This is a genomic window from Erwinia plantamica (genome assembly GCF_043420595.1).
Classification (GTDB): domain Bacteria; phylum Pseudomonadota; class Gammaproteobacteria; order Enterobacterales; family Enterobacteriaceae; genus Erwinia; species Erwinia aeris.
On the sequence record NZ_JBGCUC010000017.1, the window covers coordinates 15,919 to 40,201 of the forward strand.

At 56.7% G+C, this 24,283-nt stretch carries 18 protein-coding genes and 1 pseudogene; 17 read left to right on the forward strand and 2 right to left on the reverse strand.

Features of this window, described 5'->3' with window-relative positions; translation table 11 throughout:
• Window positions 1–57 precede the first annotated feature (57 nt).
• The 10 genes and pseudogenes from cmk (at window position 58) to AB3U87_RS16955 (ending at window position 11,401) form a co-directional block, all read left to right on the forward strand.
• Window positions 58–744, forward strand: coding sequence for a (d)CMP kinase (cmk, locus tag AB3U87_RS16910; protein ID WP_125288724.1), 687 nt, complete (start codon window positions 58–60; stop codon window positions 742–744).
• A 117-nt stretch (window positions 745–861) separates the two neighbouring features.
• Window positions 862–2,535, forward strand: coding sequence for a 30S ribosomal protein S1 (gene rpsA / locus AB3U87_RS16915; protein WP_125288723.1), 1,674 nt, complete (start codon window positions 862–864; stop codon window positions 2,533–2,535).
• Window positions 2,536–2,606: 71 nt separating this feature from the next.
• Window positions 2,607–2,906 (forward strand): annotated as a pseudogene (ihfB, locus tag AB3U87_RS16920) (integration host factor subunit beta); the annotation flags it as partial.
• A 230-nt stretch (window positions 2,907–3,136) separates the two neighbouring features.
• A complete protein-coding gene (locus AB3U87_RS16925; RefSeq protein ID WP_394149848.1) occupies window positions 3,137–5,398 on the forward strand; it encodes a ComEC family protein in 2,262 nt (753 codons plus the stop codon).
• Window positions 5,399–5,434: 36 nt separating this feature from the next.
• Complete coding sequence (gene msbA / locus AB3U87_RS16930; protein ID WP_253454708.1) at window positions 5,435–7,183, forward strand: lipid A ABC transporter ATP-binding protein/permease MsbA; 1,749 nt, start codon at window positions 5,435–5,437, stop codon at window positions 7,181–7,183.
• A complete protein-coding gene (gene lpxK / locus AB3U87_RS16935; RefSeq protein WP_253454707.1) occupies window positions 7,180–8,160 on the forward strand; it encodes a tetraacyldisaccharide 4'-kinase in 981 nt (326 codons plus the stop codon). Before msbA ends, lpxK begins: the two co-directional genes overlap by 4 nt.
• Before the next feature lie 39 nt (window positions 8,161–8,199).
• Window positions 8,200–9,405, forward strand: coding sequence for a winged helix-turn-helix domain-containing protein (locus AB3U87_RS16940; protein ID WP_394149851.1), 1,206 nt, complete (start codon window positions 8,200–8,202; stop codon window positions 9,403–9,405).
• Between the two features lie 80 nt (window positions 9,406–9,485).
• On the forward strand, window positions 9,486–9,668 hold the full coding sequence (locus AB3U87_RS16945; protein WP_125288718.1) for a Trm112 family protein: 183 nt from the start codon (window positions 9,486–9,488) through the stop codon (window positions 9,666–9,668).
• Window positions 9,665–10,411 carry a 3-deoxy-manno-octulosonate cytidylyltransferase gene (kdsB, locus tag AB3U87_RS16950; RefSeq protein WP_253454703.1) on the forward strand — a complete coding sequence of 249 codons (747 nt, stop codon included), beginning with the start codon at window positions 9,665–9,667 and terminating at the stop codon, window positions 10,409–10,411. Before AB3U87_RS16945 ends, kdsB begins: the two co-directional genes overlap by 4 nt.
• 96 nt (window positions 10,412–10,507) lie before the next feature.
• Entirely contained in the window at window positions 10,508–11,401 is an 894-nt protein-coding gene (locus AB3U87_RS16955) for a YcbJ family phosphotransferase (protein WP_394149854.1), read from the forward strand.
• On the opposite strand, the gene elyC is transcribed toward AB3U87_RS16955, so the two are convergent.
• Window positions 11,366–12,157: an envelope biogenesis factor ElyC gene (gene elyC / locus AB3U87_RS16960; RefSeq protein ID WP_253454700.1), complete on the reverse strand. Its 792-nt coding sequence runs from the start codon at window positions 12,155–12,157 to the stop codon at window positions 11,366–11,368. The two genes, AB3U87_RS16955 and elyC, sit on opposite strands and share 36 nt — an antisense overlap.
• A 129-nt stretch (window positions 12,158–12,286) precedes the next feature.
• On the opposite strand from elyC, the gene cmoM reads away from it, so the two are divergent.
• The 7 genes from cmoM to AB3U87_RS16995 all read left to right on the forward strand — a co-directional run bounded on the left by cmoM (window position 12,287) and on the right by AB3U87_RS16995 (window position 22,881).
• Complete coding sequence (cmoM, locus tag AB3U87_RS16965) at window positions 12,287–13,069, forward strand: tRNA uridine 5-oxyacetic acid(34) methyltransferase CmoM (RefSeq protein WP_253454699.1); 783 nt, start codon at window positions 12,287–12,289, stop codon at window positions 13,067–13,069.
• A complete protein-coding gene (gene mukF / locus AB3U87_RS16970; protein ID WP_125288713.1) occupies window positions 13,066–14,388 on the forward strand; it encodes a chromosome partition protein MukF in 1,323 nt (440 codons plus the stop codon). The genes cmoM and mukF overlap by 4 nt, the downstream gene beginning before the upstream one ends.
• Window positions 14,369–15,079, forward strand: coding sequence for a chromosome partition protein MukE (gene mukE / locus AB3U87_RS16975; RefSeq protein ID WP_125288712.1), 711 nt, complete (start codon window positions 14,369–14,371; stop codon window positions 15,077–15,079). The genes mukF and mukE overlap by 20 nt, the downstream gene beginning before the upstream one ends.
• Window positions 15,076–19,527, forward strand: coding sequence for a chromosome partition protein MukB (gene mukB, locus AB3U87_RS16980; RefSeq protein ID WP_369894892.1), 4,452 nt, complete (start codon window positions 15,076–15,078; stop codon window positions 19,525–19,527). The genes mukE and mukB overlap by 4 nt, the downstream gene beginning before the upstream one ends.
• 157 nt (window positions 19,528–19,684) lie before the next feature.
• On the forward strand, window positions 19,685–21,475 hold the full coding sequence (gene ldtD / locus AB3U87_RS16985; protein WP_301251209.1) for a L,D-transpeptidase: 1,791 nt from the start codon (window positions 19,685–19,687) through the stop codon (window positions 21,473–21,475).
• A 187-nt stretch (window positions 21,476–21,662) separates the two neighbouring features.
• Window positions 21,663–22,217, forward strand: coding sequence for a peptidoglycan L,D-endopeptidase MepK (gene mepK, locus AB3U87_RS16990; protein ID WP_253454695.1), 555 nt, complete (start codon window positions 21,663–21,665; stop codon window positions 22,215–22,217).
• A gap of 34 nt (window positions 22,218–22,251) precedes the next feature.
• Entirely contained in the window at window positions 22,252–22,881 is a 630-nt protein-coding gene (locus AB3U87_RS16995) for an MBL fold metallo-hydrolase (protein WP_253454694.1), read from the forward strand.
• 84 nt (window positions 22,882–22,965) lie between these two features.
• On the opposite strand, the gene AB3U87_RS17000 is transcribed toward AB3U87_RS16995, so the two are convergent.
• Window positions 22,966–24,156, reverse strand: coding sequence for an amino acid aminotransferase (locus tag AB3U87_RS17000; RefSeq protein ID WP_394149858.1), 1,191 nt, complete (start codon window positions 24,154–24,156; stop codon window positions 22,966–22,968).
• Between the last annotated feature and the right edge of the window lie 127 nt (window positions 24,157–24,283).

Genomic DNA, 24,283 nt, shown 5'->3' on the forward strand with positions numbered 1-24,283 from the left:
ATGCGTCGTTATTTGCCTGAGCAGGTTAAGCAGGCATTCCACCAACAGGAGAACGACATGACGCCTATAGCCCAGGTGATCACCATTGATGGTCCAGGCGGAGCCGGTAAAGGGACCTTGTGCAAGGCAATGGCTGAGGCATTAAACTGGCATCTGTTGGATTCAGGCGCTATTTATCGCGTGCTGGCGCTGGCCGCGTTACACCATCAGGTAGACATGACTTCTGAAGAGGCGCTGGTCCCTATCGCGGCGCATCTGGATGTTCGCTTTGTGCCCAGCGATGGCGAGATGGAAGTCATCCTTGAGGGCGAAAACGTCTCAAGCGAAATTCGCACTCAGGATGTCAGCAATACGGCCTCGAAAGTCGCCGCTTTCCCGCGCGTACGTGAAGCGCTGCTGCGCCGTCAGCGGGGATTCCGGGAAGCGCCAGGCCTTATTGCGGATGGACGAGATATGGGTACGGTGGTTTTTCCGGACGCCCAGGTAAAGATTTTTCTGGATGCCAGCCCTGAAGAGCGTGCGCATCGCCGTATGCTACAGTTGCAGGAGAAGGGCTTTAGTGTTAACTTTGAACGCCTTTTATCTGAGATAAAAGAGCGTGACGATCGCGATCGCAACCGTGCTATCGCACCGTTAAGACCGGCAGAAGACGCGTTAGTGCTGGATTCAACCAGCATGTCAATCGAGCAGGTGATTGAAACTGCTCTGAATTATGCGCGCGAAAAACTTTCTCTGCCGCAGTAGCATCGCAGAACCGATTTTTTTAACCCTTTGATATGGATATCACAGGGCATGTGAAACAACCCCACCCGGCAGGATGTCAGGTGGACGTTAAATTGAAGAATCCTGAAGATTATCAATATGACTGAATCTTTTGCTCAACTATTTGAAGAATCCTTAAAAACAATCGAAACCCGCCCGGGTTCCATCGTTCGTGGCGTTGTTGTCTCTATCGACAAAGACGTAGTTCTGGTTGATGCGGGTCTGAAATCTGAATCTGCAATTCCTGCAGAGCAGTTCAAGAACGCAGCCGGCGAACTGGAAATCCAGGTAGGCGACGAAGTTGACGTTGCTCTGGACGCAGTGGAAGACGGCTTCGGTGAAACCCTGCTGTCCCGTGAGAAAGCTAAGCGTCATGAAGCCTGGATCACGCTGGAAAAAGCTTACGAAGATGCTGAAACTGTTACCGGTGTTATCAACGGCAAAGTGAAAGGTGGCTTCACAGTTGAGCTGAACGGTATTCGTGCGTTCCTGCCAGGTTCCCTGGTTGATGTTCGTCCAGTACGCGACACGCTGCACCTGGAAGGCAAAGAGCTTGAATTCAAAGTAATCAAGCTGGATCAGAAACGTAACAACGTGGTGGTTTCACGTCGTGCGGTTATCGAATCCGAAAACAGCGCAGAGCGCGATCAGCTGCTGGAAAACCTGCAGGAAGGCATGGAAGTTAAAGGTATCGTTAAGAACCTCACTGACTACGGTGCATTCGTTGATCTGGGCGGCGTTGACGGCCTGCTGCACATCACTGACATGGCCTGGAAACGCGTTAAGCACCCAAGCGAAATTGTCAACGTTGGCGACGAAATCACTGTTAAAGTGCTGAAGTTCGACCGCGAACGTACCCGTGTTTCTCTGGGTCTGAAACAGCTGGGCGAAGATCCATGGGTCGCAATCGCTAAGCGTTACCCGGAAGGCACCCGCCTGACTGGTCGTGTAACCAACCTGACCGACTACGGCTGCTTCGTTGAAATCGAAGAGGGCGTTGAAGGCCTGGTGCACGTTTCAGAAATGGACTGGACCAACAAAAACATTCATCCGTCTAAAGTTGTTAACGTGGGCGATGTTGTTGAAGTTATGGTTCTGGACATCGACGAAGAACGTCGTCGTATCTCCCTGGGTCTGAAGCAGTGCAAATCTAACCCATGGCAGCAGTTCGCAGAAACCCACAACAAGGGCGACCGTGTTGAAGGTAAAATCAAGTCAATCACTGACTTCGGTATCTTCATCGGCCTGGACGGCGGCATCGACGGCCTGGTTCACCTGTCTGACATCTCCTGGAACGCTACCGGAGAAGAAGCAGTTCGTGAATACAAGAAAGGCGACGAAATCGCTGCTGTGGTTCTGCAGGTTGACGCAGAGCGCGAGCGTATCTCCCTGGGCGTTAAGCAGCTGGCAGAAGATCCGTTCAACAACTACATCTCTCTGAACAAGAAAGGTGCCATTGTTAACGGTAAAGTAACTGCAGTTGACGCTAAAGGTGCTACAGTTGAACTGGCAGACGGCGTTGAGGGTTACCTGCGCGCTTCTGAAGCTTCAATCGACCGTGTAGAAGACGCTACGCTGGTTCTGAACGTTGGCGACGACGTTGAAGCTAAGTTCACTGGCGTGGATCGCAAAAACCGCGTAGTGAGCCTGTCTGTTCGTGCTAAAGACCAGGCTGACGAGAAAGAAGCTATTAATACTGTTAACACCAAACAGGAAGAAGGCAACTTCTCTAACGCTATGGCTGAAGCATTTAAAGCAGCTAAAGGCGAGTAATTGCGCTTGCATCAGGGCGGCTTAAGCTGCCCTGAACCAGCCGTGATTGCCAAAGCTTTTTCCAACAGGGATTAACCGGAGGATTTATGACCAAGTCAGAACTGATTGAAAGACTTGCTGGCCAGCACTCTCATATTCCGGCGAAAGTCGTTGAGGATGCGGTAAAAGAGATGCTTGAGCACATGGCCACTACGCTGGCCCAGGGCGAACGCATCGAAATCCGGGGCTTCGGCAGTTTTTCTTTGCACTATCGCGCTCCCCGTACCGGTCGTAACCCTAAAACGGGTGACAAGGTTGAGTTGGAAGGTAAATACGTTCCGCACTTCAAACCGGGCAAGGAATTACGCGATCGCGCGAATATCTACGGCTAAGGTTTCGCATTACCACGCAATAAAACGACACTTCGGTGTCGTTTTTTTTTGCCTGCAGCATAGCTGGATCCAGTCCGATAGTGGATTAACCAGAGCCTCCTCGCAAACCCTGTATTGCTTTCTGCAACCTGATAAAAATGTTGCGCTACGTTTCTGAAGACTGAGAAATGCTGGCTGCGCCCGTAATGAAACCCCGTCAGACTTCCGTCATGCGTAACGGAGGTAGCATTATGTCCTGTAGCCTTAGCCGACTCTCGCTGTGGATGATTATCGCAGCGCTGCCGCTTTGTTGGTTGTGGGCGCTGCCTGATACAGCCGCCATCCAGCTTTTGCTGGGGCTGATTGCGCTCCTGTTGATAACCCGACAGCGCTGGTTAAGAGAAAGTGCCCTGGTTCTGCTGCTTTTTATCTGGGCCGTTATCCCGGCAAAAACGCTTCTACAACAAACCGCCTTTCTCTCAGCGGCTCCTGTTGAAGCCGTAGTGGGCATTGAACAGCTACAGCCGCAGTCGCAACGCGTCAAAATACGCATTGAAAGCGTGGCGGAGAAACGTCTTTTTCCACCTGTTTACGCCCTGATCGCTATACCGGGTACCCAAACGTTTTGTCCGGGCCAGCATTGGCGTATGAAGCTCAGGCTGCGGCCCGTGCATGCGCGCCTTAACGAGGGCGGCTTCGATGCGCAACGTTTCGCGCTGGCTGTCAGCACGCCGCTGACGGGCAGGGCGCTGACATGGCAGATTGTCGACAGCCGCTGTGGCTGGCGTGAAAAAGTCATGCAGAAAAGTCGTGACTATTTCGCCGCCTTGCCCTGGCATAGCGTTATCCTGGCGTTGACGTTTGGTGAACGTAGCGAACTAAGCAGCGAGACAAAAGCGTTGCTGAGGGAGACCGGGACGGCGCATTTGATGGCGATTTCAGGCATGCATATAGGCCTGGCTGCGAGCGTAGGCTGGCTGATAGCGCGAATTTTCCAGCCTTGCTTCCGCGCCAGCTGGATAGAGTATCGTTTTCCCCTGTTTAGCGGCATCGCGCTGGCGCTGATCTACTGCTGGCTTTCCGGCGGAAGCCCTCCGGCGCTGCGGGCGATAGTGGCGCTGCTTAGCTGGAGCCTGCTGCGCCTGAAGGGGCGTAACTGTAGCGGCTGGCAGGTTTGGCGGCTGTGTATCGGTGCTATTTTGTTTTTCGATCCCTTAAGCATTTTGTCGGACAGCTTATGGTTGTCAGCTGTTGCCGTCGCCGGGTTACTTCTCTGGTATCAATGGTTTCCGCTTTCCGGACGCTTTATCGGGAAAAAACGCTGGCTGCCGTTACAGCTGCTGCACTTACAGACCGGGCTGTTTTTATTATTGATGCCGCTACAGATCTTTATTTTTCACGGCGTGAGCGTCAGCGCGCTGCTGGCTAACCTGTGGGCAGTGCCGCTGGTCACGTTGCTTACGGTACCGCTGATCCTTGGCGCCGTTTTATCGCTGCCTGTCGCATCGCTAAGCCAGCTGCTCTGGTGGGCGGCGGATCGCTCATTGGCGCTGGTTTTTTATCCCTTACGGCAGCTGCCCGACGGCTGGCTTACCGTCAGCCAGCAGGCATTATGGCTCAGTCCCGTGTGCCTGCTGCTGCTCTTTGCCTGGCGCTTTCACTGGTGGCGAAGTTCCCCTTTGACGCTGGCCAGCTTATGTCTGGCGCTGCTGTGCTGGCGGCTGCACGTCAGGCAGCCAGAGTGGCGTATGGATATGCTGGATATCGGTCATGGACTGGCCGTAGTAATTTCGCAGCGGGGAAATGCGGTTGTGTATGATACCGGCAACAGATGGGCAGGGGGCGACGCGGCCTCAAGCCAGATTATTCCCTGGCTTCGCTGGCAGGGCATAAGCCTACAACACATTATCTTAAGCCACGGCCATCTCGACCATATCGGCGGCCTGGAAAGCCTGCACAAGGCGTTTCCCGCAGCGAAAATCCACAGCGATTTGGGCGTATCGGGACATTTACCCTGCTATCAGGGCCAAAACTGGCGCTGGCAGACGTTAAATTTTCAGGTTCTCTGGCCGGAGCGACCGCAGAAAGAGCACGGTAATAATCAGTCCTGCGTCGTAATGGTGACGGATGGTAAATGGCGGGTTTTGCTGACCGGGGATATTGAGACGCCCGCAGAGCTACAGCTTGTCAGGCGCTATGGTGAAGCGTTACGGGCGGATCTATTACAGGTGCCGCATCACGGTAGTGGAACGTCGTCTTCGCCGCCCCTGCTGCGAAGGGTGGCTGGCCAGGCCGCGCTGGCTTCCGCTGCCCGCTATAGCGCCTGGAAGCTACCGGCGGAAAGGATAATTACCCGCTATCTGAAGAACAATTACAGCTGGTACGACACGGCTGTGGCAGGGCAAATCAGCGTAGAATTTTCTAAGGATAACTGGCGTGTTTTAAGCTTAAGAGCGCAAATAATGCCCCGTTGGTACCATCAGTGGTTTGGCGTAACACGTTATTCCAGTTAGAATGAGCGGCTATTTCAATTGGAAGCTGGTTAACACATGCATCAGGACAAAGATCTCTCCACCTGGCAGACCTTTCGACGCCTCTGGCCGATGATCAAACCCTTTAAACCGGGGCTGGCCGTCTCCTCCGTTGCTCTTATTATTAACGCAGCGGGCGACGTGCTGATGATGTCCTTACTTAAGCCGCTGCTGGACGATGGTTTTGGTAAAGCGGACTCCTCCGTACTGGTCTGGATGCCCCTCGCCGTTATCGGCCTGATGCTGGTACGCGGCATATCAAGCTATATCTCAAGCTACTGCATCTCCTGGGTATCGGGGAATGTGGTGATGTCGATGCGTCGGCGTCTTTTCAGCCATATGATGGGGATGCCGGTCGCTTTCTTCGATCAGCAATCTACCGGCACGTTGCTGTCGCGCATTACTTATGATTCCGAACAGGTCGCCTCATCGTCTTCCAGCGCGCTGGTAACGGTAGTGCGCGAAGGCGCATCCATTATCGGCCTGTTTATTATGATGTTTTACTACAGCTGGCAGCTGTCGCTAATCCTGATCCTGCTGGCGCCGGTCGTCTCCTTTGCAATCCGTATGGTGTCAAAACGCTTTCGTAATATCAGCAAAAGCATGCAAAACACCATGGGCCAGGTGACCACCAGCGCAGAACAGATGCTGAAAGGGCATAAAGAAGTGCTGATCTTTGGCGGACAGCAAATCGAAACCCAGCGTTTTGACCGCGTCAGCAATCGGATGCGTCAGCAGGGGATGAAACTGGTTTCCGCTTCTTCCGTGTCCGATCCTATTATTCAGCTTATCGCTTCGCTGGCGCTGGCTTTTGTTCTGTATGCTGCCAGCTTCCCAAGCGTAATGGCAACGCTGACACCGGGCACGATTACCGTCGTCTTTACCTCTATGTTTGGTTTGATGCGCCCGCTAAAATCGCTGACGAACGTTAACGCCCAGTTCCAGCGCGGCATGGCCGCCTGCCAGACGCTTTTCTCCATTCTCGACAGCGAGCAGGAAGTTGATACGGGCACGCGCGTGATTGAGCGCGCTCGCGGCGATGTGGAGTTCCGCAATGTGACCTTTACCTATCCGGGACGCGAAACGCCTGCGCTGCATAATATCAACCTGGCGATCCCGGAGGGCAAAACCGTTGCGCTGGTGGGACGGTCTGGATCGGGTAAATCCACGATTGCCAGCCTGATGACGCGTTTTTACGATATCCAGCAGGGCGAAATTCTGATGGATGGTCACGATCTGCGTGAATATACGCTCAGCTCGCTGCGAAATCAGGTCGCTTTAGTCTCGCAAAACGTGCATCTGTTTAACGACACGGTAGCCAATAATATCGCCTACGCCCGCAACGAGCAGTACAGCCGGGAAGATATCGAAAAAGCGGCAACGATGGCGCACGCTATGGACTTTATCAGTAAAATGGATAACGGCCTGGATACGGTCATCGGTGAAAATGGCGTGCTGCTTTCCGGCGGCCAGCGCCAGCGTATTGCCATTGCCCGCGCGCTGCTGCGTGACTGTCCGATCCTGATCCTGGATGAGGCTACTTCCGCGCTGGATACCGAGTCGGAGCGCGCTATTCAGTCAGCGCTGGATGAGCTGCAAAAAAACCGTACCTCGCTGGTTATTGCGCATCGCCTCTCCACTATTGAAAAGGCAGATGAAATCGTTGTGGTTGAGGATGGCCATATCGTGGAGCGCGGCAGCCATACCGAGCTGTTAGCGCGCCAGGGTGCCTATGCTCAGCTTCATAAAATGCAGTTTGGTCAATGATTGAGCGCCTCTGGAGCGGTCGGTCCGGCCTCTGGCGGCTGCTGCTGCCGTTCAGCTGGCTGTACGGGCTGATCACCAGCCTGATCCGCTTTAGCTATCGTCAGGGCTGGCGAAAGGCCTGGCGCGCGCCGGTGCCCGTGGTCGTGGTCGGGAATCTGACGGCTGGCGGCAACGGCAAAACGCCGGTGGTGATCTGGCTGGTGCAGGCACTGCAGCAGCGTGGTCTGCGCCCCGGCGTGGTATCCAGAGGCTACGGCGGTAAAGCGGAAGCTTATCCGCTGGTGCTTGATGGCAATACGACCACTAGCGAGGCGGGTGATGAACCGATACTGATCTATCGCCGCACCGGCGCGGCGGTGGCCGTTTCACCCCGCCGTAAAGACGCCGTGCAGGCGCTGCTGGCGCAGGGCGAGGTGGATATTATTATCACCGACGACGGCCTGCAGCATTACGCGCTGGCCAGAGATTTTGAAATAGTCGTTATTGATGGTCAGCGTCGATTTGGCAACGGCTGGTGGCTGCCGGCCGGTCCAATGCGCGAGCGGGCATCACGCCTGCAAACGGTGGACGCGGTCATTACTAACGGCGGCGCGGCGCTGGCTGATGAAACAGCGATGCGCCTGACGCCCGGCCTTGCTGTCAATCTGCAAACCGGCGAAACCCGCCCTGCGGCATCGCTTGGCGACGTAGTCGCTATGGCAGGTATCGGTCATCCGCCGCGTTTTTTTGCCACGCTGCGTCAGCTGGGCGTTATCCCGATTAAGGAAGTCTCTTTCGCCGATCACCAGGCCTACAGCGAGGCGCAGCTGGCCCCGCTGGCGACTGCACACCAGGCGCTGCTGATGACGGAGAAGGATGCGGTTAAAGCCAGCCGCTTTGCCGCGGCTAACTGGTGGTATCTGCCGGTGGACGCGGCGCTACCGACGGATCGGGCTGACGCGCTGCTGAACCGCATTATTGCCCTTACGCAAAAATAACTCGCTAAACTGAATGCACTATGTGAATACAGGTGCATTATGTCGATTTCTCTCTCACTAATTCAGGCCCGCCATATTCATCTTGCCGCTCAGGGGCTGCTTCGTCCGCCCCAGCGAAAGGCGCAATTTACCGATCTGATCAACTGCGTGCGGCAAATGTCCCTGCTGCAAATCGACACTATCCATGTAGTAGCCCGCAGCCCTTATCTGGTGCTGTTCAGCCGACTTGGCGACTATCCGTCCGCGTGGCTGGAAGAGGCGTTGGCTACCGGCAGGCTGTTTGAATACTGGGCGCATGAGGCCTGTTTTATTCCTGCTGAGGATTATCCGCTGCTGCGCCACCGTATGCTTTCGCCGCAGGCTATGGGCTGGAAATATAACGGCGCATGGGCAGAGACGCGGCAGCAGGAGGTCGCGCAGCTGCTGGCGCATATCAAAGATCACGGGCCGGTAAGATCGGCCGACTTCGCCGCGCCGCCGGGCCAGCAGTCCGGCTGGTGGGCGTGGAAACCGCACAAGCGCCATCTGGAAAACTTATTTACCGCCGGGGAATTGATGGTGGTCGAACGGCGTAATTTCCAGCGGGTTTATGACCTTCGTCAGCGGGTGCTGCCGGAATGGGATGATGCGCTGCACGCGCTGGAAGAGAAAGAGGCGGTCAGGCAAATGTTGTACAACAGCGCGCAAAGTCTGGGGCTTTTCCGGGCCGAGTGGCTGGCAGATTACTATCGGCTGAAGCGTGCGCCGGTAAAAGAGCAGCTGGCAGAGTGGATTGAGGCGGGCACGGTAGTGCCGGTGGAGGTCGAAACGTTAGGGCAGTGCTATCTCCATCACTCACAGCTGCCGATGCTGGAGCAAAAAAGCCAGGCCACGCATACTGCGCTGCTGTCGCCTTTCGATCCGGTGGTGTGGGATCGCAAGCGGGCGCTGGAACTGTTTAACTTCGCCTATCGTCTGGAGTGCTATACGCCGGAAGCGAAGCGGCAGTATGGCTACTTTGTTTTGCCGATACTGCATCGCGGCGCGCTAAAAGGGCGGCTGGATGCCAAAATGCAGCGCAAAGAAAAAGTTTTGCTGATCAGGCAACTGTGGCTGGAGCCGGGCGTGAGGATCACCGCCGGGCTGCTGACCGATCTTCAGCAGGCCATCAGCCGTTTTGCCCGCTGGCAGGGCGCGCAAAAAGTACATCTGCTAAACCTGCCTGCGGAACTGGCCGCGATCTGGCCAAAAGAATGGGCGCTTTAAGCCGACGGGGAGGTTAACCGCTCAACCGCGAGCTATGATATTCTAACGTTCTGTCTGATCGGATCCACCAGGGAGACACCATGGATCATCGTTTGCTTGAAATCGTTGCTTGCCCGGTTTGTCACGGTAAGCTGTATTACAATAAAGATCGTCAGGAACTTATCTGCAAGCCTGACGGGCTGGCTTATCCGGTGCGTGACGGCATCCCCGTTCTGCTTGAAACGGAAGCGCGCTCGCTGACGCTGGAAGAGACGCATCCATGAGTTTCGTCGCAATTATTCCGGCGCGCTACGCTTCCACCAGGCTGCCCGGAAAACCGCTGGTCGATATCCACGGCAAGCCGATGATCGTGCATGTTATGGAACGCGCGCGTGAATCAGGAGCCGAGCGCGTGATTGTCGCTACGGATAATAATGACGTCGCGCGTGCTGTAGAAGCAGCGGGCGGCGAAGTTTGCATGACGCGAGCCGATCATCAGTCCGGCACGGAAAGGCTGGCCGAGGTGATTGAGAAATACCGTTTCCCTGACGAGACGGTGATCGTCAACGTGCAGGGCGATGAGCCGATGATCCCGCCGGTCATCATCCGGCAGGTAGCGGATAATCTGGCGAAAAGCAGCGTAGGTATGGCGACGCTGGCGGTACCAATCGAGTCAGCGGAAGAAGCGTTTAACCCTAACGCCGTGAAGGTGGTCAGGGATGCGCAGGGCAACGCGCTCTATTTTTCGCGCGCGACCATCCCGTGGGACCGCGAGCGGTTTGCCGTTTCGCAGCAGGCGATTGGCGATCATTTTCTGCGCCATATCGGCATTTACGGCTATCGTGCCGGCTTTATCCGCCGCTATGTCAGCTGGCAGACCAGCCCGCTGGAGCAGATTGAGCTGCTCGAACAGCTGCGGGTACTGTGGTACGGCGAAAAAATCCATGTTGACGTGGCGCAGGCCGTTCCGGGCGCGGGTGTTGATACACCGGAAGATCTGGAACGTGTGCGGGCAGCCATGCAGTAACTATTTTCAGGGCCGGCAGCGGCCCTGGTTCTCTGCTTCTTGCTATTACCAGGAAAAAAACGGCAATCCGACTTCGCTTGCGATCAGGAGCAGCAGATGGAACATCTTCGTTCAGAACTTTCGATAGTGCTGGGTGAGACGCTAAGCCGTCTCGAATGTATCAGCGAACAGCCTTATGCCAGCCTCTACTCGCTTTACGATGGGAAAGGCCACTCTCTGCCGCTGATGGCAAAATACTTCAATACCAAAGGAATCGCCTCGCAGGAAGGCTATAAGCTGTCGATGCTGGCGCGCGAAAGCACCGTGCGTATGCCGACGGTATACGGGCTGATCGTCAGCCAGCTGCCGCCGCAGCATGAGATCCTGCTGATTGAGCGCATGGGCGGCGTTTCGGTCGAAGCACCCACCCGTACGCCGGCTCGCTGGCAGCAGCTGCAGGATCAGATCGTCGCCGCGCTGCTGGCCTGGCATCGCATCGACAGCCACGGTCTGGTCGGTACGGTAGACAGCACGCAGGAGAATAACTGGCCCGCCTGGTATAAACAGCGGGTTGAGGTGTGGTGGTCAACGCTGAGCTATATGCGCCCGGAGCGGCTGACGATGAAAGATCACCGTTTTCTCTTTCGCTGTCGCCAGAACCTCTGCGCGCTTTTTGACGACTTCGACGATCCCTGCGTGCTGGTGCACGGCAACCTGTCGCTCAGCAATATGCTGAAGGAGGCTTGGAGCGACCAGCTGCTGTCGATGATCAATCCCGGCAGAACGCTCTGGGCGCCGCGTGAATACGAGCTGTTTCGCCTGAGTGAGGAAGGCCCGGCGGAAGCGCTGCTGTTCCGCTATCTGCAACAGGCGCCCGTCGCGGAAGGATTTATCGCCAGACGCTGGCTCTATATGCTGTGGGAAGAAGCGGATCGGCTGATCCATACCGGCCGTTTCAACCGCGCCCGCTTCGATTTAGCCGCTCGCTCCCTGCTGCCCTGGCTTGAGTGAAGGCGACGTTATCTTTTGCCAGAGTCGTCCCAGCGTCTCATAGATGGCGCGCTCGCTGTGACCAAGCCACAGCGAGGAGGGAATGGCTTTCTCCCACGCGTTCAGCGGCGAAGCGATAGCCAGCTGATTAGCCGGCGCGGGCAGCGGATCCAGCCCCTGCTGCTGAAAAAACAGCATGGCGCGCGGCAGATGCGAGGCGGAGGTCACCAGCAGGAAAGGGCGGCGGCCAACCACTTTAGCCACCTCCCGCGCTTCCTGGCTCGTATCGCGCGGCTTATCCAGCGTAATGATGGCGCTGCGCGGTACGCCCAATGACTGCGCCACTCTGGCCGTGACTTCCGCTGAGCTGACGGGATTGTTCTGCGCGGCCGCGCCGGTAAAGATCAGCGTCGATCCTGGATTTTCACGCCACAAACGGATCCCTTCCACCAGCCTTGGCAAACTGTTGCCGATCATATTCGATCCCGGCGCCCACTGCGGATTCCACGTATAGCCGCCGCCCAGCACCACAACGTAGTCCACCTTCCGGCTCTCCTGCCACGTAGCGAAACGGTTCTCAACAGGGGACAGCAGGCTATCAGCAACAGGCTGAAGGCTGATCAATAACAAGATTAGCCAGGCAGAAGAGAGTATAATTTTCCCGGTTTTTTGCCAGCGGCTGCGCCAGAGCAGAAAAAGCCCGACCGCCATCACTAACAGCAGCAGCGGCAAGGGCATCAGCAGGCCGCCAATCGCTTTTTTAAGCGTAAAAAGCATAAAAACAGCTTCCTTTTGTCCGAAAAAACGCCACCCGAAAGCGAAGCAGTGACGGAAAGGTTCATTCTCCCTCAGTGTATGCCAAAATAGCCGCCGGATTCACCCTTTTGCCCAGCCCGGAGCCCGCTTATGCAGGATCGCAACTTTGATGATATCGCGGAAAAATTTTCGCAGAATATCTACGGCACCACCAAAGGCCGCATTCGCCAGGCCATCGCCTGGCAGGAGCTGGAGGCGATTCTGGCGACGCTGCCGCAAAGGCCGCTGAGCGTGCTGGATGCGGGCGGCGGCGAAGGCCAAATCAGCTGTGGGCTGGCGAGCCTTGGCCATCAGGTTCTGCTATGCGATTTATCCGAAGAAATGCTGCAGCGCGCGCGCCTTAACGCCAGCCAGCAAGGTGTGAGCGACCACATGGAATTCAGACAAATCAGCGCGCAGGAAGTCGGTCAGCATTTGGTTCAGCCTGTCGATCTGGTATTGTTTCACGCTGTGCTTGAATGGGTTGCCGAGCCGGAAGCGGTGCTGGCCGCGCTTTACGATACGCTGGCGCCCGGCGGCGTGCTCTCGCTGATGTTTTACAACCTCAACGGGCTGATGATGCAGACGCTGGTGCTGGGCAACTTTGGCTATATGCAGGCCGATTTGCGCAAGCGCAAACGTAAAACCCTGTCGCCGGACTATCCGCGCGACCCGGAGCAGGTCTATCGCTGGCTGGCGGAGATCGGCTTCACCGTCGAAAGCAAAGCCGGCGTGCGCGTTTTTCACGACTATATGCGCGATAAGCACAAGCAAACAGAACGATTTGACGAGATCCTGGCGCTGGAAAAGCGCTTTTGCCGCCAGGAGCCATTTTTAAGTTTGGGTCGCTATATCCACGTAACAGCGCGGAAGCCCATAAAGGACGAAGCATGAGTGAATTTTCCCAGACAGTACCGGAGCTGGTTGCCTGGGCGCGAAAAAATGATTTTTCCGTCTCGTTGCCTACCGAACGTCTGGCTTTTTTGCTGGCGGTCGCCACGCTTAACGGCGAGCGCATGGATGGCGAGATGAGCGAAGGCGAACTTACGGACGCCTTCCGTCACGTCAGCGAAGGATTTGAACAGACCAGCGAAACCGTCAGCGTCCGCGCCAACAACGCTATCAACGACATGGTGCGGCAGCGTTTGCTTAATCGCTTTACCAGCGAACAGGCTGAAGGGCAGGCCATTTACCGCCTGACGCCGCTCGCGATCGGCATCACCGATTACTACATTCGCCAGCGTGAGTTTTCTACGCTGCGGCTCTCCATGCAGCTTTCTATCGTGGCAAGCGAACTGAAGCGCGCGGCGGATGCGGCGGATGAAGACGGCGATGACTTTCACTGGCACCGCAACGTCTTCGCGCCGCTAAAATATTCCGTTGCCGAGATTTTTGACAGCATTGATATCACCCAGCGCATTATGGATGAGCAGCAGCAGGCGGTGAAAGACGATATCGCGCAGCTGCTCAACAAAGACTGGCGCGCGGCGATTGAAAGCTGCGAGATGCTGCTGAATGAAACCTCCGGCACGCTGCGCGAACTGCAGGATACGCTGGAAGCCGCAGGCGACAAGCTGCAGGCCAACCTGCTGCGGATCCAGGACGCCACTCTGGGCAGTCCCGACCTCGGCTTTATCGACAAGCTGGTGTTCGATCTGCAAAACAAGCTTGACCGCATTATCAGCTGGGGCCAGCAGGCCATCGATCTCTGGATTGGCTACGACCGCCACGTGCATAAATTTATCCGTACCGCGATTGATATGGATAAAAACCGCGTCTTCGCTCAGCGCCTGCGTCAGTCGCTGCAAAACTATTTCGACGCGCCGTGGGCGCTGACCTATGCCAATGCCGAACGCCTGTTTGACGTGCGTGACGAAGAGCTGACGCTGCGTAACGAAGAGGTGATGGGCGAACTGCCTGCCGAACTGGAATACGAAGAGCTGAGCGAAATTCGCGAGCAGCTGGCCGCCATGATCGAAGAGGCATTGGCCATCTATAAAGCCCAGCAAAAACCGCTGAATCTGGGCGTGGTGATGCGCGACTATCTGGCGCAATATCCCCGCGCCCGCCATTTTGACGTGGCAAGGATCGTGGTCGACCAGGCCGTGCGTTTAGGCGTCGCCGAAGCTGATTTTTCCGGTCTGCCCGCCGAGTGGCAGGCCATTAATGATTACGGAGCCAAGGTACAGGCGCATGTCATCGATAAATATTGAACAAGTGATGCCGGTTAAGCTGGCGATGGCGCTGGCTAACCCGCTGTTTCCCGCGCTCGACAGTCAGCTGCGCGCGGGCCGCCATATCGGTATTGAGGAGCTGGACAACCACGCTTTTCTGATGGATTACCAGGAATATCTGGAAGAGTTTTATCTGCGCTATAACGTGGAGCTTATCCGCGCGCCGGAAGGCTTTTTCTATCTGCGTCCCCGCTCTACCACGCTGATTGCGCGCTCGGTGCTTTCCGAACTGGATATGATGGTGGGCAAAGTCCTGTGCTGGCTTTACCTCAGCCCCGAGCGGCTGGCCAATGAAGGCATCTTCACCCAGCAGGAGCTGTACGACGAACTGCTGACGCTGGCGGATGAAAGCAAGCTGCTTAAGCTGGTAAACCAGCGCTCAACCGGTTCGGATCTGGACCGTCAGAAGCTGCATGAAAAAATGCGCGCCTCCTTAAGCCGCCTGCGTCGTCTGGGCATGGTGTGGTTTATGGGCCATGACAGCAGCAAGTTCCGCATCACCGAATCCGTGTTCCGCTTTGGCGCCGACGTGCGCAGCGGGGACGATCCTCGCGAAGCGCAGCTGAGAATGATCAGAGACGGCGAGGCCATGTTTACGGAAAGCGGCCAGGCCCGCCAGAACGAAGAAGAGCAGGGTAACGACGCCGGCCAGGCGGAGGAAGAAGAATGATTGAACGCGGAAAATTTCGCTCGCTAACGCTGGTTAACTGGAACGGCTTTTTTGCCCGAACCTTCGATCTTGACGAACTGGTTACCACGCTGTCCGGCGGTAACGGCGCGGGGAAATCGACCACGATGGCCGCTTTCGTTACCGCGCTGATCCCCGATCTGACGCTGCTGCACTTTCGTAACACTACGGAAGCGGGCGCGACCTCCGGCTCGCGCGACAAAGGCCTGCACGGCAAGCTCAAGCCGGGCGTCTGCTATGCGGCGCTGGACGTGGTTAACTCGGTGCACCAGCGCGTTATCGTCGGCGTGCGCCTGCAGCAAATCGCCGGCCGCGACCGCAAAGTGGATATCAGACCGTTCAGTATTCACGGCCTGCCGACGTCCATTAACCCGACGGAGATCCTGACCGAAACGGTTAACGCTCGTCAGGCTCGCGTGCTGCCGCTCAGCGAGCTGAAAGAGAAGTTCGAAGCGATGGAGAGCGTGCAGTTTAAGCAGTACAACTCCATTACTGAATACCACTCGATGATGTTCGATCTGGGCATTGTGGCGCGTCGTCTGCGCTCTGCGGCGGATCGCAGCAAATACTACCGCCTGATCGAGGCGTCGCTGTACGGCGGCATCTCCAGCGCCATTACGCGCTCGCTGCGTGACTACCTGCTGCCGGAAAACGGCGGCGTGCGTAAGGCTTTCCAGGATATGGAAGCGGCGCTGCGTGAAAACCGGATGACGCTGGAAGCGATCCGCGTAACGCAGTCCGATCGCGATCTCTTTAAGCATCTTATCTCAGAAGCGACCAGCTACGTGGCCGCCGACTATATGCGCCACGCCAACGAGCGCCGCGTTCATCTGGACGGCGCCATGCTGCAGCGCAGCGAGCTTTTCGGCAGCCGTAAACAGCTGGCCGCCGAGCAGTATCGCCATGTAGAAATGGCGCGCGAGCTGGCGGAGCATAGCGGGGCGGAAAGCGATCTGGAAACGGATTACCAGAGCGCCAGCGATCACCTTAACCTGGTGCAGACCGCCATGCGCCAGCAGGAAAAAATCGAGCGTTACGAAGGCGATATCGATGAGCTGACCTATCGTCTGGAAGAGCAGAACGAGGTCGTTGCTGAAGCGCGCGAAGTCCATGAAGAAAACGAAGCGCGGGCGGAAGCCGCCGAGCTGGAAGTGGACGAGCTGAAAAGCCAGCTGGCCGACTATCAGCAGGCGCTGGATGTACAGCAAACGCGCGCTATTCAATACCAGCAGGCGCTGGCGGCCTTACAGCGCGCTCAGGAAATTTGCCAGATCCGCGAGCTGACTATTGAGAACGCTCAGGAATGGCAGGAAACCTTCCGGGCGAAAGAGCAGGAAGCCACGGACAGGCTGCTGATGCTGGAGCAGAAAATGAGCGTGGCGCAGGCCGCGCACAGCCAGTTCGAGCAGGCGTTTGAGCTGGTGACGCGTATTGCCGGGCCGGTGAGCCGCAGCGAAGCCTGGCAGACCGGCCGCGAGCTGCTGCGCGACGCCGGCAATCAGCGCTATCACGCCGATCAGCTCCAGTCGCTGCGCTCGCGTCTTTCAGAGATGGAGCAGCGGCTGCGCGAGCAGCAGGAAGCCGAGCGGTTGCTGAACGAGTTCTGCAAAAAGCACGGTCAGCAGTACGCGCCAGAAGAGCTGGAAGCATTGCAGTATGAGCTGGAAGCGCGCATTGAGCAGCTTGGCGAGAGCGTTGCCGACGCGGGCGAACGACGTCTGGCGATGCGCCAGGAGCTGGAGCAGGTGCGTGAACGTATCGCCCGCCTGACGCGACAGGCGCCGCAGTGGCTGAACGCGCAGGAAATTTTAACACAGCTGCGCGAGCAAACCGGCGAGGCGCTGGAAAACGGCCAGCAGGTAACCGAGCATATGCAGCGCCTGCTGGAGCGCGAGCGTGAAACCACCGTTGAGCGTGATGAAGTCGCCAGCCGCAAACGCGAGGTGGAAAGCCAGATCGATCGGCTGAGCCAGCCGGGCGGATCGGAAGATGCGCGCCTGAACCAGCTGGCCGAGCGTTTCGGCGGCGTGCTGCTTTCTGAAATTTATGATGACGTCACCATTGAGGACGCGCCTTACTTCTCCGCGCTGTACGGCCCTGCGCGCCACGCTATCGTGGTGCCGGATCTGTCGCTGGTGCGTGAACAGCTGGACGGGCTGGAAGAGTGCCCGGAAGATCTCTATCTGATCGAAGGGGATCCGCAGTCGTTCGACGACAGCGTCTTCAATGTTGAAGAGTTACAAAAAGCGGTCGTGGTCAAAGCGGGCGATCGTCAGTGGCGCTATTCCCGCTTTCCGAAAGTCCCGCTGTTTGGCCGCGCCGCTCGTGAAAACCAGCTGGAGCTGCTGCGTGCCGAGCGCGAAACGCTGGCGGAACGCTACGCCACGCTCTCCTTCGACGTGCAGAAAACGCAGCGCCTGCATCAGGCGTTCAGCCGCTTTATCGGCGGCCATCTGGGCGTGGCCTTCGAGCCGGATCCGGAAGCGGAAATTCGTCAGCTGAACGGCCGCCGCGGCGAGCTTGAGCGCGCCATCAGCTCACATGAAAGCGAAAACCAGCAGCAGCGCCAGCAGTTTGACCAGGCGAAAGAGGGTGTCGCTCAGCTTAACCGACTGATGCCGCGCGTTAGCCTGCTGCTGGACGAAACGCTCCAGGATCGTCACGAAGAGCTGCTGGAGCGCCTGGACGAAGCGCAGGAAGCCGCACGCTTCCTGCAGCAGCACGGTGCCGCCCTCGCTAAGCTGGAGCCGCTGGTGGCGGTGCTGCAAAGCGACCCGGAACAGCATGAGCAGCTCAAGCTGGATTATCAGCAGGCGCAGCAGGCGCAGCGCGATGCGCGTCAGCAGGCTTTCGCCATCACCGAAGTAGTGCAGCGACGCGCGCATTTCAACTATGCGGACTCGGCCGGAATGCTTGACGGCAACAGCGACCTCAACGAGAAGCTGCGTCGTCGTCTTGAGCAGGCAGAGGCCGAACGTGCACGTGCGCGCGAGCAGCTGAGAAACCATCAGGCGCAGCTGACGCAATACAGCCAGGTGCTCGCCTCGCTGAAAAGCTCGTATGATGCCAAGCGAGATATGCTGAAGGAGCTCCAGCAGGAAATGCAGGCTATCGGCGTGCAGGCGGATGCCAGCGCGGAAGAGCGCGCGCGGCTGCGTCGCGACGAGCTTTATACGGCGCTGAGCAATAACCGCAGCCGCCGCAACCAGCTGGAAAAACAGCTGACCTTCTGTGAAGCGGAAATGGACGCGCTGCAGAAAAAACTGAAGCGCGTCGAGCGTGATTATCACCAGAGCCGCGAACAGGTGGTCAGCGCCAAAGCCGGTTGGGTCGCCGTTCTGCGCATGGTGAAAGATAACGGAGTCGAACGTCGTCTGCATCGCCGCGAGCTGGCCTATCTGGGCGGCGACGAGCTGCGCTCCATGTCGGATAAGGCGCTGGGCGCGCTGCGTCTGGCGGTCGCCGATAACGAGCACCTGCGTGATATCCTGCGCCAGTCGGAAGATCCTAAGCGGCCTGAGCGTAAAATTGAGTTCTTTATCGCCGTTTATCAGCATCTGCGCGAGCGTATCCGTCAGGATATTATCCGCACGGACGATCCGGTAGAAGCGATCGAGCAGATGGAAATTGAGCTGAGCCGTCTGAGCGAAGAGCTGACCGCTCGTGAGCAGATGCTGGCTATCAGCTCGCGCAGCGTGGCGAACATCATTCGCAAAACCATCCAGCGCGAGCAGAACCGTATCCGCCAGCTGAACCAGGGCTTGCAGAGCGTCAGCTTTGGTCAGGTACACAGCGTGCGGCTGAACGTCAACGTGCGGGAAACGCACGCCACGCTGCTGGACGTGCTTTCAGAGCAGCACGAACAGCATCAGGATCTGTTCAAGAGCCAGCGTCTGACCTTCTCCGAAGCGCTGGCGAAGCTCTATCAGCGCCTGAATCCGCAGATCGATATGGGACAGCGCACGCCGCAAACTATCGGCGAAGAGCTGCTGGACTACCGCAACTACCTTTCTATGGAAGTGGAGGTTAACCGCGGTTCCGATGGCTGGCTGCGCGCGGAAAGCGGGGCGCTGTCGACGGGCGAGGCGATCGGCACCGGGATGTCGATTCTGGTGATGGTAGTGCAAAGCTGGGAAGAAGAGTCTCGCCGCCTGCGCGGTAAAGATATATCGCCTTGTCGCCTGCTGTTCCTGGATGAGGCGGCGCGTCTGGATGCCAAATCTATCGCCACGCTTTTTGAACTGTGCGATCGCCTTGAAATGCAGCTGATTATTGCCGCGCCGGAGAATATCAGCCCGGAGAAAGGCACGACCTATAAGCTGGTGCGTAAGGTTATCAACAACAGCGAGCACGTTCACGTGGTTGGCCTGCGCGGCTTCGCGGCCGAGCCTGCCAATATTTCGGCAGAGCCTGCCGAACTCTCCTCCTGAGTCGAACAGCACAAAATAATCGGCGGCACGTATAGCAAAATCCGTGCCGCCGAATTACTCTCTCAGGCGCGCCGCTGCATACGCGCGCCGTTTTCTTTTCTATACTAATAACATTATTCAGGCGTCGATCGTTCAGACCCGCTACAGGAGGCAAGGGATGTTGCTGACAGGAACTCATTTTGCAAAGCTTAGCCTGGCCTGCTGCCTGGCGTTAGCGCTGGGGCAAGCCGTACCCGCCGCTGCGGCCATGCCGCATTCGGCCGCCGTTTCCGCTTCGCAGGCGCAGGTAAAGCTACAGTCGCTGTTTACTAACGGCTACCGGCCTTTTTATCTTAAAACGCTGGCATCGTTATATGCTACGCAGCATATGCAGCCTCTGTGGCAGGATCGCCAGGCCGTGCAGCAGTTTCAGCAGCAGCTGGCGGAAGTCGCGATTTCCGGCGTACAGCCGCAGTTCACGCAGTGGGTTAAATTATTAACCGATCCTGCGGTAACAGGTTTGGAACGAGACGTCGTGCTTTCCGACGCTATGCTTGGCTATCTGCAATTCGCTTCGACGGTGCCGGCTAAAGGCGAAACCTGGCTTTACAGCAATGTCCCCTACAAGCTGGAAGTTCCTGCCTTATCGGTGATTAACCAGTGGCAGCGGGCAATTGAGCATGGCGCCACGCATGCTTTTGTCGCCTCTTTGGCGCCGCAGCATCCACAGTATCCTTTAATGCACCAGGCGTTAAAAGATTTGCTGGCGGACAACCGCGCCTGGCCGCAGCTGACCGACAGACAAAGCCTGCGCCCTGGGCAGCTGAGCGACGATGTGCCTGCGCTGAGAGAAATTTTGCAGCGCACCAATATGCTGACGCCCGGCAGCGATACGCCAAAACCTGATGACGATGCGGTGCCGACCACGCCGGTCCCGGCTTCCTTCGTAGATGAAGAAATCGCGGTTAGCCCTTCGGCCTCTCCCGCTGAGCAAACTCCGCAGGCGAATACGCCGGAGCAGGCCGGCCACGTAGAAAGTGGTACGCTCAGTAATCCTGCCCATATCTATTCTGAAGATTTGGTGGCGGGCGTGAAACGCTTTCAGCGCTGGCAGGGCCTGGAGGCCGATGGCGTTATCGGGCCAAGAACGCGTGAATGGCTAAACGTTTCTCCGCAGCTGCGGGCCTCGCTGCTGGCGCTGAACATTCAGCGGCTAAGGCTGCTGCCGGATGATATGCATAACGGCATCATGGTGAATATTGCCAATTACTCGCTGAAATATTATCTGAATGGCAATCAGATCCTGGATTCCCGCGTTATCGTGGGCCGTCCGGATCGTAAAACGCCGCTCATGCGCAGTGCCTTAAACAACGTGGTGCTTAATCCGCCATGGAATGTACCCACCACGCTGGTGCGCAAAGATATTATCCCGAAGGTAAAACAGGATCCGAGCTACCTGTATAAGCACAACTACACGCTGCTTTCCGGATGGAGCAGCGATGCTGAAGTGATCGATCCTTCCATGATTGACTGGCGGATGGTTTCGGCAGCTTCGTTCCCGTATCGTATCCGTCAGGCGCCAGGGGCAACGAACTCGCTGGGTCGTTATAAATTTAATATGCCAAGCTCGGACGCTATCTATCTGCACGATACGCCTAACCACAATCTTTTCCAGAAGGATATCAGGGCGCTGAGTTCCGGCTGCGTCAGGGTAAACAAGGCGTCTGATTTGGCTAATCTGCTGTTACAGGATGCGGGCTGGAATGATTCGCGTATCTCCAGCACGCTGAAGCAGGGTGATACCCGTTATGTGCCGGTGCGTCATCACATTCCGGTCAATCTGTATTACCTGACCGCCTGGGTCGCTGACGACGGACGTACGCAATATCGTACAGATATTTACAATTATGACCTGACGGCGCGCTCCGGGGCGCAGGTATTGGCGAAAGCTGGTCAATTATTACTCTAGTGGTTGATTCTTCAGGTTTTCTGATGTTGGCCTGCGGCCAGCCTGCCTGACGGGTACGGCAGCCTCTCCAGGAATTGCCGTATCCGTCACGTTTCGTCGGTTGACGCCACATTTCTACCCGGTTATGGTTCCGGGCGGTGAACGTTTCCACCGTTTCAGAACTTTTTTAGCCGGGTAACACAGATTAATGGATAAATTCGACTCTCATCGCCGACAATTACTGGCCTTGGGCGGCGCGGCACTAGGCCTGTCGCTGCTTCCTGGCCAGGCTTTCGCTTCGCTTTCCACCTCACGTCCTCGCATTCTGACGCTGAATAATTTACATACCGGAGAAAGCCTTAAAACCGAGTTTTTCAACGGGAAAAGCTATGACAAGGATGAGTTAACGCGCCTTAACCATTTTTTTCGTGATTATCGCGCCAACAGGATCAAAAGCATCGATCCACATCTTTTCGATCAGCTGTATCGGCTCCAGGCGCTGTTAGATACGCGCAAGCCCGTACAGCTGATTTCCGGTTACCGTACGCTGGCGACCAACAACTCGCTGCGCGAACGCGGCAGCAGCACCGGCGTAGCCAAGCACAGCTATCATACGCTGGGCCAGGCAATGGATTTTCATATTGAGGGGATCGCCCTCAGCAATATACGCAAAGCGGCTCTTTCCATGCGGGCCGGGGGTGTAGGATACTATCCCAAAAGCAACTTTGTGCATATTGATACCGGGCCGGCAAGGCACTGGTAAGAAAATCCGGGCTGACCGGAATTAATGGAGCCTTATGAATTATCAAACTATTCCGGTAACGGCCTTTTCGCAGAACTGCTCTTTGATCTGGTGTCCGGTGACGCTGCAGGCCGCCATTGTCGATCCTGGCGGCGACGCGGAAAAAATTAAAACGCAGACGACGGCAAAGGGCGTAACAGTTACGCAAATTTTGCTGACGCATGGCCATCTGGACCACGTAGGCGCAGCGGCTGAACTGGCTGCTTTTTATGCCGTACCGGTTGTTGGGCCGCATAAAGCAGATGCGTTCTGGCTGGAAGGGCTGCCGATGCAGAGCCAGATGTTTGGTTTTCCTGAATGCGCGCCGTTAACGCCCGATCGCTGGCTGGAAGAGGGTGAGGTTGTGCACGTGGGCGATATCTCGCTTGAGGTTCTGCTCTGTCCGGGCCATACGCCGGGTCATATCGTATTTTTTGATCGGGCTTCTCGCCTGCTGATCTCCGGCGATGTGATCTTCAGCGGCGGCGTGGGACGTACCGATTTCCCTCAGGGCAGCCATAGCGACCTGATTGCCGCGATCAAAAACAAGCTGCTGCCGCTTGGCGATGACGTCACCTTTTTACCCGGCCACGGCCCCAGCTCGACGCTGGGCAGAGAGCGGATTTCCAATCCTTTTCTGCAATAAAGCTGCCGTATAAAAAAGCCTGCGTAATGCAGGCTTTTTTATTGCGTGACGGATTAAAATATTTCGCATCCGCTTTATGTGCACTTACAGCACGGCGGCAATCGCTTCGCACAGCGGCGCCATATTGTCCGGCGTCATTCCCGCTACGTTAACCCGGCCTGAATTGACCGCATAAACGCCAAACTCTTCCCGTAGCCTAATCACCTGATCTTTGGTCAGGCCGCTAAAAGAGAACATACCGTTCTGGTTGATAATAAAGCTGAAGTCGCCTTTTGCCCCTTTTTCCTGCAGGGTATTAACGAACAGCTGACGCATACGGTGGATGCGCTGGCGCATATCGGTCAACTCCTGCTCCCACAGGGTACGCAGCGCATCGTTGCCCAGGATAGTGGCGACGACCGCCGCGCCATGCGCAGGCGGATTAGAGTAGTTCGCGCGGATGGTAGCTTTAACCTGGCTAAAGGCCGTGTCAGCAATATCGGCCGTGCTGGCGACCAGCGTGAACGCGCCTACGCGCTCATTATAAAGCCCGAAGTTCTTCGAATAAGAACTGGCGACAATCAGCTCCTGGTGTCCGGCAGCAAAAATGCGCAGGCCCTCTGCATCTTCTTCCAGCCCACGCGCAAAGCCCTGATAGGCAAAGTCGAACAGCGGCAGCCAGCCTTTCGCCAGCGACATCTCGGCCAGCTCCTGCCACTGTGCGGCCGTAGGATCGATGCCGGTAGGGTTATGGCAGCAGCCGTGGAACAGCACAATATCGCCCGCCTGCGCTTCACGCAGCGCGTTCAGCATTCCGTCGAAATCCAGCGAATGGCTGGCCGCATCGTAATACTGATATTCACAGACTTCCAGTCCGGCGGACTGAAACACATTTTTATGGTTAGGCCAGCTGGGATTGCTGACCCAAACGCGCCTGGCACCGGTTTGTGCGGCGATAAAATCCGCCGCTACGCGCAGCGCGCCCGTACCGCCAGGCGTTTGCGCTGTACGCGCACGTTTGTCACGCAGGATGGCGTTATCTTTGCCAAACAGCAGCACCTGTGTACATTTGCCAAAATCGGCCAGGCCATCAATGCTCAAATAATTTTTGGTCGTTTCATTTTCCAGCAGATACTGCTCGGCTTTTTTCACGCTGGTCAGCACCGGCGTTTTGCCGGTTTCGTCCTTGTAAACGCCAATGCCAAGGTTAATTTTGTCAGGACGGTCGTCCGCACGATAAAGGTCGGCTAAGCCAAGGATAGGATCTGCGGGTGCAGCTGCAATGCGTTCAAACATAATGAAAGTCCGTTATAACCTGAAACGAAATGAGAATTCAGGGTACCGCCACTATGATAAAAATGCCAACCGTTTGCGCTAAAAACAGTGAAAGAATGCCCTGGATAAAGGTAGCGGCAGCCAGCTG